The organism is Brevibacterium otitidis (assembly GCF_042429315.1).
GTDB classification, from domain to species: domain Bacteria; phylum Actinomycetota; class Actinomycetes; order Actinomycetales; family Brevibacteriaceae; genus Brevibacterium; species Brevibacterium otitidis.
On sequence record NZ_JBHMAU010000129.1, the window covers coordinates 1 to 16,808 of the forward strand.

The following is a 16,808-nucleotide window of genomic DNA, read 5'->3' on the forward strand; positions in this document are numbered from 1 at the left end:
GCAAAGGTCTCAAACATCGAACGAGGCAAATCCCGAGACGACGACTTCACCCACGAATACCGCCGATATCTCCTCCAAATCGCTTGACAACCTATAGGAGCATCATCGCTACCCGTAGCGTCGTCGACGCGGCTTCCCTCGCGCCGTCTGCGCTCCCGCAGCACCGGGTCTCAGCTATACGTCCACCCTCCCATGAGGCACGGACAACCCACCCCACTCCCCGCCCCCTGAATAAACGCAACCGGCCCCGTCGAAACAACGGAGCCGGTCACGTTCAGGAGGAGGTGGCGATCAGCGGCTGCCTACGGTGATGGCGGGCCACCCAGGCTCAAGCCGAGCACTCCAGGCAGCCGGCCGCCCGCACTTCCGAAAGACCAACCACCAGCCCCCTACACCCGGGCGCGGATCTCGCGGGCGAGTTCGCGGCGCTTGGCCTGCTCGACGGGGTCGGGCACGGGCAGCGAGGCGATGAGCTTGCGGGTGTAGTCGTGCTGCGGGCTGCCGAGCACCTGCGCGCCGGTGCCCTCTTCGAGCAGGCGGCCGTGGAAGAGCACGCCGATGCGATCCGAGAGCATATCGACGACGGCCAGATCATGGCTGATGAAGAGTGCCGCATAGTTGAAGCGCTCCTGCAGCTCAGCGAACAGCTCCAGCACGCGCGCCTGCACCGAGACGTCAAGGGCACTTGTCGGCTCGTCGGCAATGAGCAGCTCCGGGTTGAGCGCGATGCCGCGGGCCAGCGAGGCACGCTGACGCTGACCGCCGGAGAGCTCGTGCGGGAACCTGTCGGCGTAGACCTCCGGCAGCTGCACGGCCTCGAGCAGCTCGCGCGTACGCTGCCGGCGGTCGCTGGCGGACATGTCGGGTTGGTGGACGGCCAGCGGCTCGGCCACGCATTCGCCGATGCTCAGGTGCGGGTTGAACGAGGCCGCCGGGTCCTGGAACACGAACCCGATCCGCTTGCGCAGCGGCTTGAACCTCCGCTCCTTGAACCCGACCATCTCGTGGTCGAACACGCGCAGCGACCCGCCGGTGGCCTTCGTCAGGCCCGCGATCGCGCGCCCGATCGTCGTCTTGCCGGAGCCGGACTCGCCGACCATGCCGAACACTTCGCCGGGCCGGATCTCGAAGCTGACGCCGTCGACGGCGGTGAAGTCGGGCTTGCCGATTCCGCCGGAGTAGACGATCTCCAGGTCCTTGGCCACGACGATCGGCTCGGCGTCCGGCCGGGCCCGCCCCGCCTCGGCGCCGGTGGCCGTTCCCAAGGCGGTGGCCGCTCCCGAGGTGGTGGCCTGCCCCGCTCCCGAGGCACCGGCCCGGTCGCGCGCCGAGGCACCCGCTCCCGAGGCGCCGGCCGGGTCGCGTACCGAAGCACCCGCCGCGGCCCCGCGCGCCTCAGCCGCACCAGCCCCAGCCTCGGCATCCAGCGCCCCGGCGTCGCGCTCGGACACCGAGGTCAGGCGCGGCACGGCGGCGAGCAGGCTGCGGGTGTACTCCTCGCGCGGTTCGGCGAACAGCGTCTGCACATCGGCGGTCTCGACGAGGTCGCCGCGGTACATGACGGCGACCCGGTCGGCGAGGTCGGCGACAACACCCATGTTGTGGGTGATGAGCACGATCGCGGTGTCCATCTCATCGCGCAGGTCGCGCAGCAGGTCGAGGATCTCGGCCTGCACGGTGACGTCGAGGGCGGTGGTGGGCTCGTCGGCGATGATGAGCTTCGCGCCGAGTGCGAGCGCCATCGCGATGACGATGCGCTGCTTCTGCCCGCCGGAGAACTGGTGCGGGTAGTAGTCGCAGCGCTCAGACGCGTTGGGGATGCCGACCTTCTCCATCGCCTCGACGACGCGGGTGCGCAGCTCCTTGCGGCTCATCTTGGGATTGTGCACGCGCAGGCCCTCGGCGATCTGCCAGCCGACGGTGAACACGGGGTTGAGGGCGGTCGAAGGCTCCTGGAACACCATCGAGGCGGAGCTGCCGCGCAGTTCGCGCAGCTGCTCGCGACTGGCGGTCACGACGTCGGCGCCGGAGACGACGATCGTCCCGCCGACGGTCGCGGTCTCCGGAAGCAGGCGCAGGATCGACTTGGCGGTCACGGTCTTGCCGGATCCGGATTCGCCGACGATCGCGAGCACTTCGCCGGGCGCGACGGCAAGCGAGAGGTCGTTGACGGCGTGCACGTCGCCGCCGTCGGTGGCGAAGGTGATGTCAAGGTCCTCGATGCTAAGCAGCGGCTCGCGTCCCGTGCCCGAGGCGGTCCTCGCCTGTCCTGCCCCCGCGCCCGAGGCGGTGGCCCCGTGAGCGCGGCCGGCGCCGGTTCCGGTGCCCCCGCCTGAGGACGCAGCTGGGTTGCGGGTCTCGTCTGTCATGCGTTCTCCACCTTCTTCGCGCGGGCCTTCTTCCGGCGCACGCGCAGCCGGGGGTCGTTGAGGTCGTTGATGGACTCGCCGACGAGCGTGATGCCCAGCACCGTCATGACGATGGCGGTGCCGGGGAACACGGAGGTCCACCAGATGCCGGAGGTGACGTCGGCCAGTGCCTTGTTCAGGTCGTATCCCCATTCGGAGGCGGACGTCGGCTCGATGCCGAAGCCGAGGAAGCCAAGGGCCGCCAGGGTGAGGATCGCCTCAGAGGCGTTGAGCGTGAAGATGAGCGGCAGGTTGCGGGTGGCGTTGCGGTAGATGTGGCGGGCCACGATCCGTGTCTTCGACACGCCGATCACCTGGGCGGCCTCGACGAAGGGTTCGGCCTTGAGGCGGACGGTCTCGGCGCGCACCACCCGGAAGTACTGCGGGATGAACACGACGGTGATCGAGATCGCCGCGGCGAGCACACCGCCGACCACGTTGGACTGCCCGCCGGAGATGACGATCGTCATGACGATCGCCAGCAGCAGCGACGGGAAGGCGTAGATGGCGTCGGCGACGACGACGAGGCTCCGGTCGAGCCAGCCGCCGATGTAACCGGAGATGAGCCCGAGGATGACGCCGAGGAAGATCGACATGAGCACGGCGACGACGATGACGAACACGGCCGTGCGCGCACCCCAGATGACGCGGGAGAGCACGTCGAAACCGCCGACAGTCGTGCCCCACGGATGTTTGCCACTCGGCGGCTGCTGGGCGCCGAAGCGCCCGGCCTCATCGGCGAGCTGGTTGAACCCGTAGGGGGCGAGCAGCGGTGCGAGCAGCGCGGTCAGCAGCACGATCGCGCACATGACGAGACCGGCGATGAGCATGCCGCGCTGCAGTCCGACGGACTGCTTGAGGTGGCTGATGACCGGCACCCGCGAGGTCCAGTGCCGCTGCGGGCCGCCGGTCTGGCCGGTCCCCGCGCCCGAGGCGCCGGTCTGGCCGGTCCCTGCGCCCGAGGCGCCGGCTGCGCGGGCACCGGTGGCGGCGTGTGCGCTGCCGGTGCTGTCGTTCGTGCGATCGGTTGGCTGGGTCATCAGTACCTCACTCGCGGGTCGATGAGGGCGGCAATGATGTCGACGATGAAGTTCGTCACCGCGACGATGACGGCGAGCATGATGACGATGCCCTGCACAGCGACGAAGTCGCGGGCGGTGAGGTAGTTCGCGAGCTGGAAGCCCAGCCCCTTCCACTCGAACGTCGTCTCCGTGAGCACCGCACCGGCGAGCATGAGGGCGATCTGCATGCCCATGACGGTGATGATCGGGATGAGGGCCGGGCGGTAGGCGTGGCGGGTCACGAGCCGGAACTCGGATACGCCTCGGGAGCGGCCGGATTCGATGTACTGCTGACCGAGCGTGCCGATGAGGTTGGTGCGCACGAGGCGGAGGAACGTGCCGCCGGTGAGCAGGCCGAGTGCGATCGCCGGCAGCACGGCGTGGCTCATGACGTCGGTGAAGGCGGCCATGTCGCCGATCCGCAGCGCGTCGATGAAGTAGATGCGGGTGGGTGCGACCACGCCGCCCATAACGAGTTCAGTCGAGGAGCTTGCACGGCCGGCGATCGGCAGGATCGGGAAGAGCACGCCGAAGATGAGCTTGAGGATGAGGCCGGCGAAGAACACCGGGGTGGCGTAGCCGAGGATCGCAAGCACGCGCAGGGTGGCATCAGGCCAGGTGTCGCGGAAGCGAGCGGCGATCATGCCGAGCGGGATGCCGAGCAGCAGTGCGACGATGAGCGCGAAGAACACGAGCTCCAGGGTCGCGGCCCCGTAGGTCATGAGGATCGAGGTGACCGGGCGGTTGTCCGACAGGGTGGTGCCGAAGTCGCCGCGCAGCATGTTTCCGAGGTATTCGACGTACTGGACGAGGATCGGCCGATCGTAGCCGGCGGCGGCGACGCGCTCGGCCAGCTGCGCCTGGGTCAGGCGCCCGCCGAGGGCGGCGGTGATCGGGTCGCCGGTGATGCGCATGAGGAAGAAGACGAGGGTGGTGAGGATCCACACGGTCGGGATGATGAGCAGGAACCGGATGAGGATGTATCTCCCCAGGCCGGATCCGGAGCTGCGTTTGGCCGTCTTCGCTGCTGGATCCTCAGCGAGATCGGGCACCTGGACGCTTGCGGTCATGGGTTCACATTTCGTGGGTTGGGATCTGGGTGGTTCTGGTCTCCGCCGCCGAGGCGTCACTCGCCTCCCGGCAGACCGGAGCCGAGGCGGGACGCTGGTGCGATCCCCGCCTCGGCTGCGGTGCGCGGTTCAGTCGGGCGTCACTTCTCCAGCAGCGCCAGGCGGAACTGGAAGGACGGGTCGAGGGTGTCGTCGACGCCCTTGACGTCCGTGCCCGAGACGGCGATCTGGTTGCCCTGCAGCAGCGGCAGGGTCGGCAGCTCCTCGCCGACGATGTCCTGCGCCTTGCCGAGCTCCTCAGCGCGCTTGCCCTCGTCGGCCTCGGAGCCCTGCTCCTTGAGCAGCGTGTTGAGCTCGTCGTTGGTGTAGTGGTTGGCGAGGAATGACGGGTTCTCCTCGGTGTTGTAGAAGAACGGCACGAGGTAGTTGTCGCCGTCGGCGTAGTCGGGGAACCAGCCGAGCTGGTACAGCGGGTAGACGTCGGCGGTGCGGTCCTCGGCGTACTTGACCCATTCGGTGGACTGCAGGTCGACGGTGAACAGGTCGGTCGACTCCAGCTGGTCCTTGATGAGCGCGTACTCGTCACCAGACGACGGGCCGTAGTGGTCGGGGTTGTACTGGAGCTTGAGCTCGACCGGGGTCTCAACACCGGCGTCCTCGAGGCGCTTCTTGGCCTTCTCGACGTCGGCGCCGCCGTTGCCGTCGCCGTACATCTCCTTGAGCGATTCCTTCGCTGCCGGCAGTTCGGTGGGCATGTGCGAGTACAGCGGGGTGTAGGTGCCCTTGTAGACCTGGTCGGCCACGGCCTCGCGGTCGATCGAGTCGGCCATAGCCTGGCGGACGGCGAGCGCCTTGTCCTCGTCGGCGTCGTCGGTCTTGGCGCCGAAGGGCATGGTGTCGAAGTTGAAGACGATGTAGCGGATCTCGCCGCCGGGGCCCTGGTGGACGTCGACGTTGTCGCTGCCTTCGAGGTCTTCGATGTCGGTGGCTGACAGCGAGCGCCAGGCCACATCGATCTGGCCCTTCTCGACGTCGAGCTTCATGTTGTTGGCGTCGGAGTAGTAGCGCATCTGCACGTTGGACGTCCTGGCCTCGCCGAGCGCGCCCTGGTATTCGGGGTTGGCTTCGTAGGCGACGAGCTCGTTGAACTGGTACGAGCCGATCTTGTACGGGCCGCCGAAGGCGTCGCCGTCGACGATCTCGTCATCGGAGGTGATCTCGTCGGCGGAGAAGGTGTCCTCGTCGACGATCGGGCCGGCCGGGCCGGCGAGCACCTGCGGGAAGATCTGGTCGTTCTCCTTGTTCAGCTTGAACTGGACCGTCAGGTCATCGGGGGTCTCGACTGATTCGAGGCTGCCGAGCAGCGAGGACGGGCCGTTGGGATCCTGGATGCCGAGCTGGCGGTCGAAGGAGAACTTCACGTCCGAGGAGGTCAGCTCGTTGCCGTTGGAGAACTTCAGGCCCTCCTTGAGCTTGACCTCGAAGGTCGTCGGGTCGGTGAAGTCGGCCGATTCGGCGATGTCGTTCTCGATGTCTGCGGTGCCGGGCTTGTAGCTGAGCAGGAACGGGAACACCTGCTTCATGACGAAGAAGGAGCCGTTGTCGTATGAGCCGGCTGGGTCAAGGACGGTGACCTTGTCGGTGGTGCCGATGGTGAGCGCATCACCGGACTCGCCTTCGCCACCGCCGCCGGTGGTCGAGGTGGAGCAGGCTGACAGCACCATCGCTGTCGCGCCGAGTGCTGCGCCGGTGGCCAGCAGCTTACGTGATCGGAACATGAACGCGCCTTTCGTCATTCAGGAGTGAACCAGACGTCACCTTAGGACTGCGGTGTCGCCAGGGGACGGTTAGTGCCATGTATATCCCAGATCGCAATCAAAGTGTGACTGCCGGCACAGTGTCCGCCTCTGCAGCGGACGCATGGCCAAAAAGAGTCGCACTCTCCAGGACAGGCGTCATGTTGTATAGGGTAACCCATGTACTTTCACAGGGAATTGACACGCCCCCACCATGTGTGGAATGAATATCGCTAGGTGTGACGCAGGCCGCACATTCGTGCGCCCTGCCCACTCCCCCTTTCTTCCGTCCGGACACCGCCGACCCCGGAGAGCGCTCTGCCCTCCGGCCCCGAGGTGCCGGCTGGGCTGACATCTCTAAGGAGTCCTGTATGTCCGAACTTATCGGCACACTCAACGACCTCGTCTGGTCGCCGGTGCTCGTGTACCTGTGCCTCGGCGTGGGCGTGTTCTTCACGATTCGCACGAAAGCGATCCAGATCCGCCGGATCGGCGACATCTTCGTCTACATGTTCACCGGCAAGGGCTCCTCCTCGGGAGTCTCGTCCTTCCAGGCGCTGGCGGTGTCGCTGTCCGGCCGCGTGGGCACCGGCAACATCGCCGGTGTGGCCACCGCGATCGCGCTCGGCGGCCCGGGTGCGGTGTTCTGGATGTGGACGGTCGCCCTGCTCGGCGCCTCGACGTCGTTCGTCGAGTCGACACTCGGCCAGATCTACAAGGAGCGCGACCGCGATACCGGTGAGTACCGCGGCGGCCCGGCCTACTACCTGGCGAAGGCGTACGCGCACACGAAGGCCAAGGGCCTGTTCCAGCTCTACGGAGCGGTCTTCGCCTGTGTCACGATCTTCGCGATGAGCTCGCTGCTGCCCGGCGTGCAGGCCAACGGCATCTCCTCGGCGATGGCCAATGCGTGGGGCCTGGAGCCGTGGATCCCGGCGGTCGGCATCGTCATCGTGCTCGGCTTCATCATCATCGGCGGCATCAAGCGCATCGCGAACTTCGCCTCGATCGTCGTGCCGTTCATGGCCGTCATCTACATCATCGGCGCGATCATCGTCGTCATCATCAACGCCAGCGCCATCCCCGAGGTCGTCTCACTCATCGTGTCCTCGGCCTTCGGCCAGGATGCCGCCTTCGGCGCGGTCGTGGGTGAGGCTGTGGCCTGGGGTGTCAAGCGCGGCATCTACTCCAATGAGGCCGGTCAGGGCACCGGTCCGCACGCCGCTGCCGCCTCCGAGGTCTCCCACCCGGCCAAGCAGGGCCTGGTGCAGGCCGGTGCGGTCTACATCGACACTCTGCTGGTGTGCTCGGCTACGGCGTTCATGATCCTCTCGACCGGCATGTACCGCGTCTACGAGGGTGAGGACGGCGGCCCGCTCGTCGGCGAAGGCGGTCACCTGCCCGAGGGTGTCGAGGCCGGTCCGGGCTATGTGCAGAACAGCTTCGACACGATCGTGCCGGGCCTGGGTGCAAGCTTCATCGCGATCTCGCTGGCGTTCTTCGCCTTCACGACGATCGTGGCCTACTACTACATGGCCGAGACGAACCTCTCCTACCTGCTGCGCAACTCGCGCAACGCGCTGCTGCGCAACGTCCTCATGCGTCTGCTGCAGCTGGCGATCCTCGTGGCCGTCGTCATCGGCGCCGTCGGCGGTGCCGGCGATGCCTGGACGCTCGGCGACATCGGCGTCGGTCTCATGGCGTGGCTCAACATCATCGGCATCCTGCTCATCCAGGGCCCGGCGTTCAAGATCCTCAAGGACTTCGAGGCCCAGCGCAAGGCCGGCAAGGATCCGGTCTACATTCCGGAGACGTGCCCGATCCCGGGTGCTGAGCACTGGGAGTCGGGTCTGCACATCGAGGCCCACGAGGAGGCCACCGGCCAGAAGATCGACCGCCGCGGCAGCGAGGCGGCCGGCTCACACCGCGGCTGAGCGCAGTGACAGCGAAAAGACCAGTGACGGCCCCAGGCTGAACCTCCTCGACAGAGGCTGACGACGGCCCCAACGAGAGCTGACGGCGGCCCCAACGATGGCTGACGACGGTCGCAGCGAAAGCAAGCGACGGCCCGGTAGTGATCATCGATCACCCGGGCCGTTCGTGTGCGCGGAGCCGACGCGATCGCTGGAGGGATCGGTCGTGAGTGGGACCGATCACCCTGGCAGCGCATGTGACTCTTCACACAGGCTTCACCATCTCGTTAAATGTTAGCCTGTTCTCACTAAGGCCAGCCGAACCTGACCTGAGACTCATCGACCGCTACGTTTCCGAGGTTTCCCCGCCCTATGCCGCTCCCCTCCATCCCGGCCTATGCACTCGATGCACACCCTGCCACCGCCAATCGGACCGCGTGGACTCTCGAACCGGCTCGCGCCATGCTGCTCATCCACGACCTGCAGAACCACTTCGTCGACGCCTTCGACCGGACCCCGTCCTCCCAGATCACACGCGCCATCGCAGCGACAGCGAAGCTGGCGAGCGCGTGCCGCGCAGCCGAGGTGCCGGTCGTCTACACCGCTCAGCCGCCTGCCCAGCATGCAGCTGACAGGAGACTGCTGACCGACTTCTGGGGCACCGGACTCGAGACCCCGGCCGCTGCCGCGATCATCGACGAGCTCGCACCCGAACCGGCCGACATCGTGCTGACGAAATGGCGGTACTCGGCCTTCCACCGTTCGGATCTGCTCGATCGTCTGCGCAACCACGACCGCGACCAGCTCATCATCACCGGCGTCTATTCCCACATCGGCTGTCTGACGACAGCGCTCAACGCCTTCATGCACGACATCAAGGTGTTCTTCGTCGCCGACGCCCAGGCAGACTTCAGTGCCGCCGACCACCAGATGGCACTCGACTACGTGGGATCCCGCTGCGGGCAGGTGACAGCGAGCGCCGAGGTGCTTGACGCTCTCGCCGTCATCCGCCCGGTGTCAGGCGCTGTGACGGTATGACCGTCCACCCCGCCACGTCCCCCACCTCTGCCATCGTCGTGACCGGTGCGGCAGGAGGGATCGGTCGAGCACTGACCGAGCTGCTCACCACCGCCCCTGACTTCCACCCGGACACCGCTGTCCTCGCCGTCGACTCCGCCTGGACCGCAGCCGACCTCGCCGTCCCGAGCAAGGCAGAGCGTCACCGTCTCGACGTCACTGTTGCAGAGGCAGTCGCTGAGTTCTTCACGCAACTGGCCGCAGCACACCGCCTGCGAGCGCTGGCCAATGTGGCCGGAGTGCTCGTCACCGGTGAGGCGGTGGATCTGAGCCGCGCCGACATCGACCGGCTCGTCAGCGTCAACCTCACCGGTGTCATCGAGATGTCCACGGCGGCTGCCCGCACGATGCTCGCCCAGCAGCCCGCACCGGATGGGGACGCCACCGGCACCAGCACCGGCGCCGACACCGACCGCTCGATCCTCACCATTGCGTCGAACGCCGGCAGCGTGCCGCGCGCCGGCTTCGCCGCCTACGGCGCAACGAAAGCCGCTGCCGCTCACTTCACGCGCAGCCTCGGCTTGGAGCTCGGCCACGCCGGCATCCGCTGCAATGTCGTCAACCCGGGCACCACCCGGACCGACATGGTCGCACGGATGTGGGACGGTCACGACCGCAGCGCCGAGGCGATCGCAGGCGACCCCAGCCGGTTCCGCACCGGAATCCCGCTCGGACGCATCGCCGAACCTGACGACATCGCCCGGGTCGCAGCCTTCCTGCTCAGCGATGCCGCCTGCCATGTCACTGCCGCTGAGCTCACCGTCGACGGAGGTGCGACAACCCCATGACCACGACCACCATCTCCCCGGCGTCCACGGCCTCCCCGACCACCGCCTCGGGAACGGCCGGACCCGCCACAGCCTCCCCAGCCGTTGCGGGCACCACCTCCCCAGCCACTTCCGGCACGCTGCCGGCCCCGGCAGAAACCCGAGCAGACGAGAACGCCGCCGACACCACCGTCCCGGACTTCTCCTTCGCGGCACAGGGCTGGACCCTGCAGGCACGCGGCGGGCAGCTTCTCACCCCGGTGTTCGCCGGCGGCGGTCCGCAGGCAGCCGAGGCCGTGATGGAGATGCTGACGGCGGCGGGGAGGCGCACCGGTCGGGCGCACATCGTCTGCGGGCTCATCCCGTTCGACACCTCTGAACCGGCCTGTCTGCGGCTGACAGACGATGTCACCCTGACCCCGCGCCGCATACCGCTGCCCGCGCAGACCCGCCGACCAGCTGACAGTTCCGGCCCCCCGCGCGACCAGACAGCAGTGCCGGACTCACCGCACTACCGGACGGCGGTCAGCCAGGCGTTGGAGCACATCGCCGCCGGTCGGGTCGAGAAGGTCGTCCTCGCCCGCAGGATGCGCATACCCCTGGCTGAGCAGCTGACCCCGGTGCAGGCCGTCACTACGCTGCTGCACCGCCTCAATGCCGCCAATCCCACCGCTGACGTCTTCCACGTCCGCCTGCCGCATGAGCAGTACTGGATCGGTGCGAGCCCGGAGGTCGTCGCCGATGTCCACAACGGGACCCTCATGACCCATCCGCTGGCGGGATCGCGGCCCCGGCTGGCCGGTCAGCGGGCACCGGGACCGGAGTTCTGCACCGCTGGGAAGGATCTGCGCGAACACGCCTACGTCGTCGATCACATCCGTGCGGCGCTGGCCGACCTGACCGAACATCTCTCCAGCCCTGCCGCTCCAGAGCTGTTCGCCACCGACTGCATGTGGCATCTGGGCACGCGCATCACCGGCAGGCTCACCCCCAGTGTGTCCGCTCTGGCCGCAGCGCTGGCCTTGCACCCGACTCCGGCTGTCTGCGGATCCCCGGCAGCTGCGGCGGTCGATCTCATCACCGAGCTCGAACAGCACCGGCGCGGGTTCTACTCCGGGCTGGTCGGGTGGACGGACGCCCACGGCAACGGCCGCTGGTCGCTGGTGCTGCGCTCGGCTCAGCTGAGCCCGACCCGTCTGACCCTCCAAGCCGGCGCCGGGATCGTCGCCGGCTCGGATCCGGCTGCTGAACATGCCGAGACGGCCGCGAAGTTCGGCACCATGCTCGCCGCGGCGGAAGGACTGCAATGACCCAGCACGCACAGCAGACCGACAGTAGGCGGCCCACCCTGCCGACGCCCCTCGGCCCACCGACACCGGACCCGCTCGATCCGGACTACCCGCGCCACCCCGCCGCACAGGCAGAGGCCTACATCGCAGCCGGACTGTGGGGAGACCAGCGGCTGGACGAGGTGCTGCTCGCCGCGGCAGCAGACCCGAGCACAGCTGCCCGCCCGGCGATCACCGACGTGACGATGAGCATCACGCACGGCCAGCTGCCCGGCCTCGTCGCAGCCACCGCCGCCCAGCTGCGCGCGCACGGCATCGGATCCGGCACCCGCGTCGTGCTGCACCTGCCCGACGGCCTCAACCTCATCGTCACCGCCATCGCGCTGCTGCAGATCAGTGCCATCCCGGTCTTCGCGCTGCCGGCCCACCGGGTGCAGGAGATCGTGCACTTCGCCACCGTCGCACGTGCCCGCGTGCATCTGCTCGGAGCGTTGCCGGGGCTGTCGTCTGCTGCCGCTGCCGAGCTCACCGATGCCGTCGAATCCGCCGTACCGGGACTGCGCACCATCGCCTGGGGAGACGATCATCTGTCCCCGGCCGCCACCCCGGCCACCGCCTCGGGCGCGGCGAACACGCGACCGGCCGCCAGCGCTGCCGATCTCGCGTTCTTCCAGCTCTCCGGGGGCACGACCGGGGCCTCGAAGCTCATTCCGCGCGCCCACCGGGAGTACATCTACTCGTTCCTGCGCTCGAACACCGTGTGCGGATTCGACGCCGCGACCGTGCTGCTGCCCGCTGTGCCGCTGGCCCACAACTTCCCCATGTCCTCGCCTGGGTGGATGGGCGCGCTGGCCGCCGGTGGGCACGTCGTCATCCCTCCGGCTGCCGATGCGCGCAGCGTCTTCGCCGCCGTCGGCGCACATCGTGTCACCCACATCCAGGCTGTCCCACCGCTGGTGCACAGCTGGCTCGACTCCGGGGTGAGGCCGCCGGCCGGTCTGCAGCGGATCCTCATCGGCGGGGCGCGGCTGGCGGAGTCGACCGCCCGGCGGGTCAGCGCCGAACTCGCACCCCTCCAGCAGGTCTACGGGATGGCCGAGGGCCTTGTGTGCTACACACCGCTGGACGGATCTGCCGAACTCATCGCCACCACCCAGGGCCGGCCGATGTCGCCGGCCGATGAGGTCCGCGTCGTCGACGCCGACGGCTGCGCGGTGCCGACCGGTGAGACCGGGGAGCTGCTCGTGCGCGGGCCCTACACGATCCCCGGCTACTATGCGGCCCCGCAGGTCAATGCCGCATCATTCACCGCCGACGGGTTCTTCCGCACCGGCGACCTCGTGCGCTGTTCACCCGACGGCGACATCAGCGTCGTCGGCCGGGTCAAGGAGCAGATCAATCGCGGCGGCGAGAAGATCGCCCCCGCCGAGGTCGAATCCCTGCTCATGCGCCACCCGGGAGTGTCCGATGCACGGGTGCGCGGAGCTAAAGACCCGGTGCTCGGCGAACGCGTCGAAGCCCACATCGTGCCGCGGCCCGGCTGGGAGGATGCGCTCAGCTCACGTGTGCTGCGCAGACATCTGCGCGACATCTCATTGGCCGACTACAAGATTCCGGAGACCTTCACCCTCGTGACCGAACTGCCCCAGACCCCCGTCGGAAAGATCAGCCGCACCGCTGCAGCCGCCTGCGAAGACGACACCACCACCACCGATGTCCTCGGCATCGGATTCGGGCCGGCGAATATGGCTCTCGCCGCCGCGCTGTCCGAGCTGCCGTCCGCCGACACTCCCACTGCGGTGTTCCTCGACGCGGCTGCCGGCCCGCAGTGGCATGCCGGCATGCTGCTGCCCGATGCCAGCCTGCAGATCAGCTATGTCAAGGACCTCGTGACCCTGCGCAATCCCTGCTCTCAGTTGTCGTTCCTCAACTTCCTCGCCGCGCACGACCGCATCCAGGACTTCTTCAACCGCGGCTCCTCCGAACCGCTGCGCGTCGAGTTCGCCGCCTATCTGCAGTGGGCCGCCCAGCAGCTGGGAGACTGGGTGCACTACTCCCACCGGGTCACCTCCGTCGAGCCGATCACCGCTGTCAACGGAACCGGCGCCGAGGCGGTGGCCGGGGACGGTGCCGGCTTCGACGGCTCGGAGATCATCGGCTACATCGTCCGCGCCGAGACCCCCGACGGACCCCGCACCTACCGCGCCCGCGACGTAGTGCTCGCCTGCGGGCTGCAGCCCTGCACTCCAGCTGAGTTCGGCAGCCATGAGCGGCTCATCCACTCCGCTGACTATCTGCACCGGATCGGCACATTGCCGATCGGAGCCCAGGGCAGCAGGGCTTCGGACAGCAGGGCACAGCCCGGCGACGCGCAGGGCTGCGACGCGACTGAGGCAGAGCGCGCAGTCAGGACTGAACTCGTCGTCATCGGCGGCGGGCAGTCAGCCGCCGAAGTCTGCCTTGACCTGCGGGAGCGCTTCCCGGCCGCACGTGTGCACCTGGTCCATTCGCGCTTCGGCCTCATCCCGTCTGATGCCACGCCCTACGCCAACCGCATCTTCGACCATGCGTCCGTCGACCGGCTCTACTACGCCCCGGCCGAGGTGCGCGACAGGCTCAGCGCCGTCCACCGGAACACCAATTACTCGGTCGTGCATGAGAACACCATTCAGGCGCTCTACGACGCGCAGTACGCCGACCGGTGGGCCGGTGACGAGCGGATCGTCATCCACGATGCCTCCCGCATCGAATCGATCACCGAGGAGACCGGCACCGCCGAGGAGGCGGCCAGCACCGCGGGAACGGGCACCGCCGAGGAGGCAGCCAGCACCGCGGGAGCGGGTTCGGTCTCGCAGCCGGAGGGGCGCCCGCCCCGGCTCACCGTCGCCATCGGCCACGACCTCGACGGCAGCCGCACCGTCATCACCGCCGATGCGGTGGTCTCAGCCACCGGCTACCGGCCGCTCGACCCTGCCGAACTCCTCGGACCGGCCGGCGATCAGCTGCTGCGCGACGAGGCCGGGCGGGTGCTGGCCACCCGGGACTACCGGTTGCAGTGGGATCGGCCGGACACCGGTCGGCTCTTCGCCCTCGGCGTCACCGGCCACCAGCATGGGATCGCTGCGACGCTGCTGTCGGACGTGGCGCTGCGCGCCGGTGAGATCACCGCAGCGCTGCTGGATACACCGGCTGAATCAGTTGCCGAGCGGACCGTGGGCGCGCACCTGCCAGCCCACCACACCGCACTGCCGGATGCCGCCCCGGTGGCTGCTGCCCATCTCACCTCATGAACGTTCTGCAGGCCACCGCACCGACGCTCAGTTGCGCTGGGATCTCTGCCGCATACGACCCGAAAGTGCCGGTGCTACACGACATCGACGCATGCTTTGAGCCCGGCAGGTTCACCGCTGTCATCGGCCCCAACGGCAGCGGGAAGTCGACGCTGCTGTCTTGCCTGGCCCGCCAGCTGTCCTGCCAGGGCCGGATCGCGCTCGACGAAGCCGATGTGCGACGCATGTCGCGGCGGTCCTACGCCCAGCAGGTGGCGTTTCTGCCCCAGTCACCGTTCGCACCCGAAGGGGTGAGTGTGCGCGGGCTCGTCGAACGCGGTCGGACACCGCACCGCCGGCCGTTCGCGCCGCTGAGCCGGAGTGATCATGCAGCCGTCGACGCTGCGATCGAGAGGCTGTCGCTTACCAACCTCGCGGAGCGCTCGCTGACCGATCTGTCCGGTGGGCAGCGGCAGCGGGCCTGGCTCGCCCTCGTGCTCGCCCAGGACGCCCCCGTGCTGCTGCTCGACGAACCGACCGCCTTCCTCGATCTGGCCCACCAGGCCGATCTGCTGTGCCTGGGCCGCTCCCTGGCAGCGGAGGGACGCACCGTCGTCGCGGTTCTGCACGACCTCAACCTCGCGGCCGCCTTCGCTGATGATCTCCTCGTGATCGAGCACGGCCGCACATCGGCCTTCGGCTCACCACACGAGGTGCTCACCGCCGAGCTGCTCGCCGACGCCTACGGGCTCAGCGCCGAGGTCATCGCCGACCCGCGCACCGGCGCTCCCGTCGTGTTGCCGCGCACCGGCGCTGCCGGACACAGCACGTCATCCGCACAGTGCCCAGAGACCACCCACCCCGTGACAGCCGCAGAGGAGCAGCCGTGAGCGCCACACACCTCGACCGAAAAACGATCCTCACCCAGCTGAGCGAAGCCGCCGACGGCGAACCCGTCGCGGGTGCCGACGAGATCTTCGACCTCGGCATCGACTCGATCCGGCTCATGCGTCTGGCAGATCGCTGGCGCGCCGCCCGCCCGGACCTCGATTTCGGCGACATCGTCGCCGCACGCACGGTGGACGACCTGCTGGAGGTCCTCGACGCCGATTCACTATGACAGACCCTTCCATCACACCGCACAACACACAGAGGGAGAACGCAATGAAGGTCACAACACGCAAGGGCATCGCGCTGCTGGCAGCAGCGGCTGCGCTCGTCCTGTCAGCCTGCTCCGGCGGGGCCGGGAGCCAAGCCGGAGGGCAGGACGACGGCGAGGGAGACGGGGCGACGAAGACGGTCGAAACCGCTTTCGGCGAAGTGGAGATCCCCACGGAGCCGACATCGGTCGTCGCCTTGGAGGGCGCGATCGGCCCGCTGCTCTCCGCTGGGATCACACCGAAGGCCACGGCCACCGGCGACATGCCGGATGGATTGCTGCCCGAGGAGTTCGAGCAGGTCAAGGACCTGCCGGCAGTGCTCGGCCCCGACGGCTGGGAGTACGAGAAGATCGCCGCACAGAAACCGGATCTGCTCATCGGCACGGTGCGCGCCGGCAAGGATGAGGAGATCTCGCCGCAGGCCCAGGAGGAGTACAAGCGCCTCAAGGGCATCGCACCGACGGTCCTCATCCGCGCCGAAGGCGCCACCCAGGCCAAGGACGCCACTCTGCAGATCGCCGAGATCGTCGGATCCGGCGACAAGGCCGAGGAGGCCAAGGAGGAGTACGAGAAGAAGGTCGACCACATCAAGACGACCTACGGCGACAAGCTCGAAGAGTACACCTTCGCTCCGATCGATCACTTCGAGGGCAATGTCTCGGTCTACACGCCGATCTCGTGGCTCGGCGGCATCATCACCGATATCGGCGGCACACTCGATCCGGTGTCTGCTGAGGTCACGGACCGCAACGGCACGGATCTGTCGACCGAGCAGCTGACGAAGCTCAGCGACACGAGCATCATCCTCACCGAGATGGGCGTTGACGGCGAGCCCGGCGCCGGTGCGGCCGAGCTCGCAGACGTGCCCACCTACCAGCAGCTGCCTGCGGTCAAGGCCGGCCATGCCTTCGGCGTCAAGCACTTCTTCCCGGACCGCTACGAAACCGCCAACATCGTTCTCGATCAGCTCGAGGACATCCTCAAGAAGGTCTGAGACC

At 68.1% G+C, this 16,808-nt stretch carries 12 protein-coding genes; 8 read left to right on the forward strand and 4 right to left on the reverse strand.

Annotated elements, in window-relative coordinates; all coding sequences use genetic code 11:
* Window positions 1-389: 389 nt before the first annotated feature.
* From ACFFN1_RS15145 to ACFFN1_RS15160, 4 genes are all read right to left on the reverse strand, one after another.
* Window positions 390-2,369, reverse strand: coding sequence for a dipeptide ABC transporter ATP-binding protein (locus ACFFN1_RS15145; protein ID WP_376841692.1), 1,980 nt, complete (start codon window positions 2,367-2,369; stop codon window positions 390-392).
* Entirely contained in the window at window positions 2,366-3,448 is a 1,083-nt protein-coding gene (locus ACFFN1_RS15150) for an ABC transporter permease (protein WP_376841693.1), read from the reverse strand. The genes ACFFN1_RS15145 and ACFFN1_RS15150 overlap by 4 nt, the downstream gene beginning before the upstream one ends.
* Entirely contained in the window at window positions 3,448-4,539 is a 1,092-nt protein-coding gene (locus ACFFN1_RS15155; protein WP_376841694.1) for an ABC transporter permease, read from the reverse strand. The genes ACFFN1_RS15150 and ACFFN1_RS15155 overlap by 1 nt, the downstream gene beginning before the upstream one ends.
* Window positions 4,540-4,679: 140 nt before the next feature.
* Window positions 4,680-6,317 carry an ABC transporter substrate-binding protein gene (locus ACFFN1_RS15160; protein WP_376841695.1) on the reverse strand — a complete coding sequence of 546 codons (1,638 nt, stop codon included), beginning with the start codon at window positions 6,315-6,317 and terminating at the stop codon, window positions 4,680-4,682.
* A 389-nt stretch (window positions 6,318-6,706) separates the two neighbouring features.
* Here ACFFN1_RS15160 and ACFFN1_RS15165 point away from each other — a divergent pair, with 389 nt between their 5' ends.
* The 8 genes from ACFFN1_RS15165 to ACFFN1_RS15200 all read left to right on the forward strand — a co-directional run bounded on the left by ACFFN1_RS15165 (window position 6,707) and on the right by ACFFN1_RS15200 (window position 16,804).
* Window positions 6,707-8,269 carry an alanine/glycine:cation symporter family protein gene (locus ACFFN1_RS15165; protein ID WP_376841696.1) on the forward strand — a complete coding sequence of 521 codons (1,563 nt, stop codon included), beginning with the start codon at window positions 6,707-6,709 and terminating at the stop codon, window positions 8,267-8,269.
* Window positions 8,270-8,620: 351 nt separating this feature from the next.
* Window positions 8,621-9,286 (forward strand): isochorismatase family protein, encoded by a 666-nt coding sequence (locus ACFFN1_RS15170; protein WP_376841697.1) that lies wholly within the window; start codon window positions 8,621-8,623, stop codon window positions 9,284-9,286.
* Window positions 9,283-10,113, forward strand: a complete 831-nt coding sequence (locus ACFFN1_RS15175) for an SDR family oxidoreductase (protein ID WP_376841698.1) — start codon at window positions 9,283-9,285, stop codon at window positions 10,111-10,113. The genes ACFFN1_RS15170 and ACFFN1_RS15175 overlap by 4 nt, the downstream gene beginning before the upstream one ends.
* Window positions 10,110-11,402 (forward strand): isochorismate synthase, encoded by a 1,293-nt coding sequence (locus ACFFN1_RS15180; RefSeq protein WP_376841699.1) that lies wholly within the window; start codon window positions 10,110-10,112, stop codon window positions 11,400-11,402. Before ACFFN1_RS15175 ends, ACFFN1_RS15180 begins: the two co-directional genes overlap by 4 nt.
* Window positions 11,399-14,671, forward strand: a complete 3,273-nt coding sequence (locus ACFFN1_RS15185) for a SidA/IucD/PvdA family monooxygenase (RefSeq protein ID WP_376841700.1) — start codon at window positions 11,399-11,401, stop codon at window positions 14,669-14,671. Before ACFFN1_RS15180 ends, ACFFN1_RS15185 begins: the two co-directional genes overlap by 4 nt.
* On the forward strand, window positions 14,668-15,540 hold the full coding sequence (locus tag ACFFN1_RS15190; RefSeq protein WP_376841701.1) for an ABC transporter ATP-binding protein: 873 nt from the start codon (window positions 14,668-14,670) through the stop codon (window positions 15,538-15,540). Before ACFFN1_RS15185 ends, ACFFN1_RS15190 begins: the two co-directional genes overlap by 4 nt.
* The gene (locus tag ACFFN1_RS15195; RefSeq protein ID WP_376841702.1) at window positions 15,537-15,770 is read left to right on the forward strand and encodes a phosphopantetheine-binding protein; all 234 of its coding nucleotides are present in this window, start codon (window positions 15,537-15,539) and stop codon (window positions 15,768-15,770) included. The genes ACFFN1_RS15190 and ACFFN1_RS15195 overlap by 4 nt, the downstream gene beginning before the upstream one ends.
* A gap of 44 nt (window positions 15,771-15,814) precedes the next feature.
* Entirely contained in the window at window positions 15,815-16,804 is a 990-nt protein-coding gene (locus tag ACFFN1_RS15200) for an ABC transporter substrate-binding protein (RefSeq protein ID WP_376841703.1), read from the forward strand.
* Window positions 16,805-16,808 lie beyond the last annotated feature (4 nt).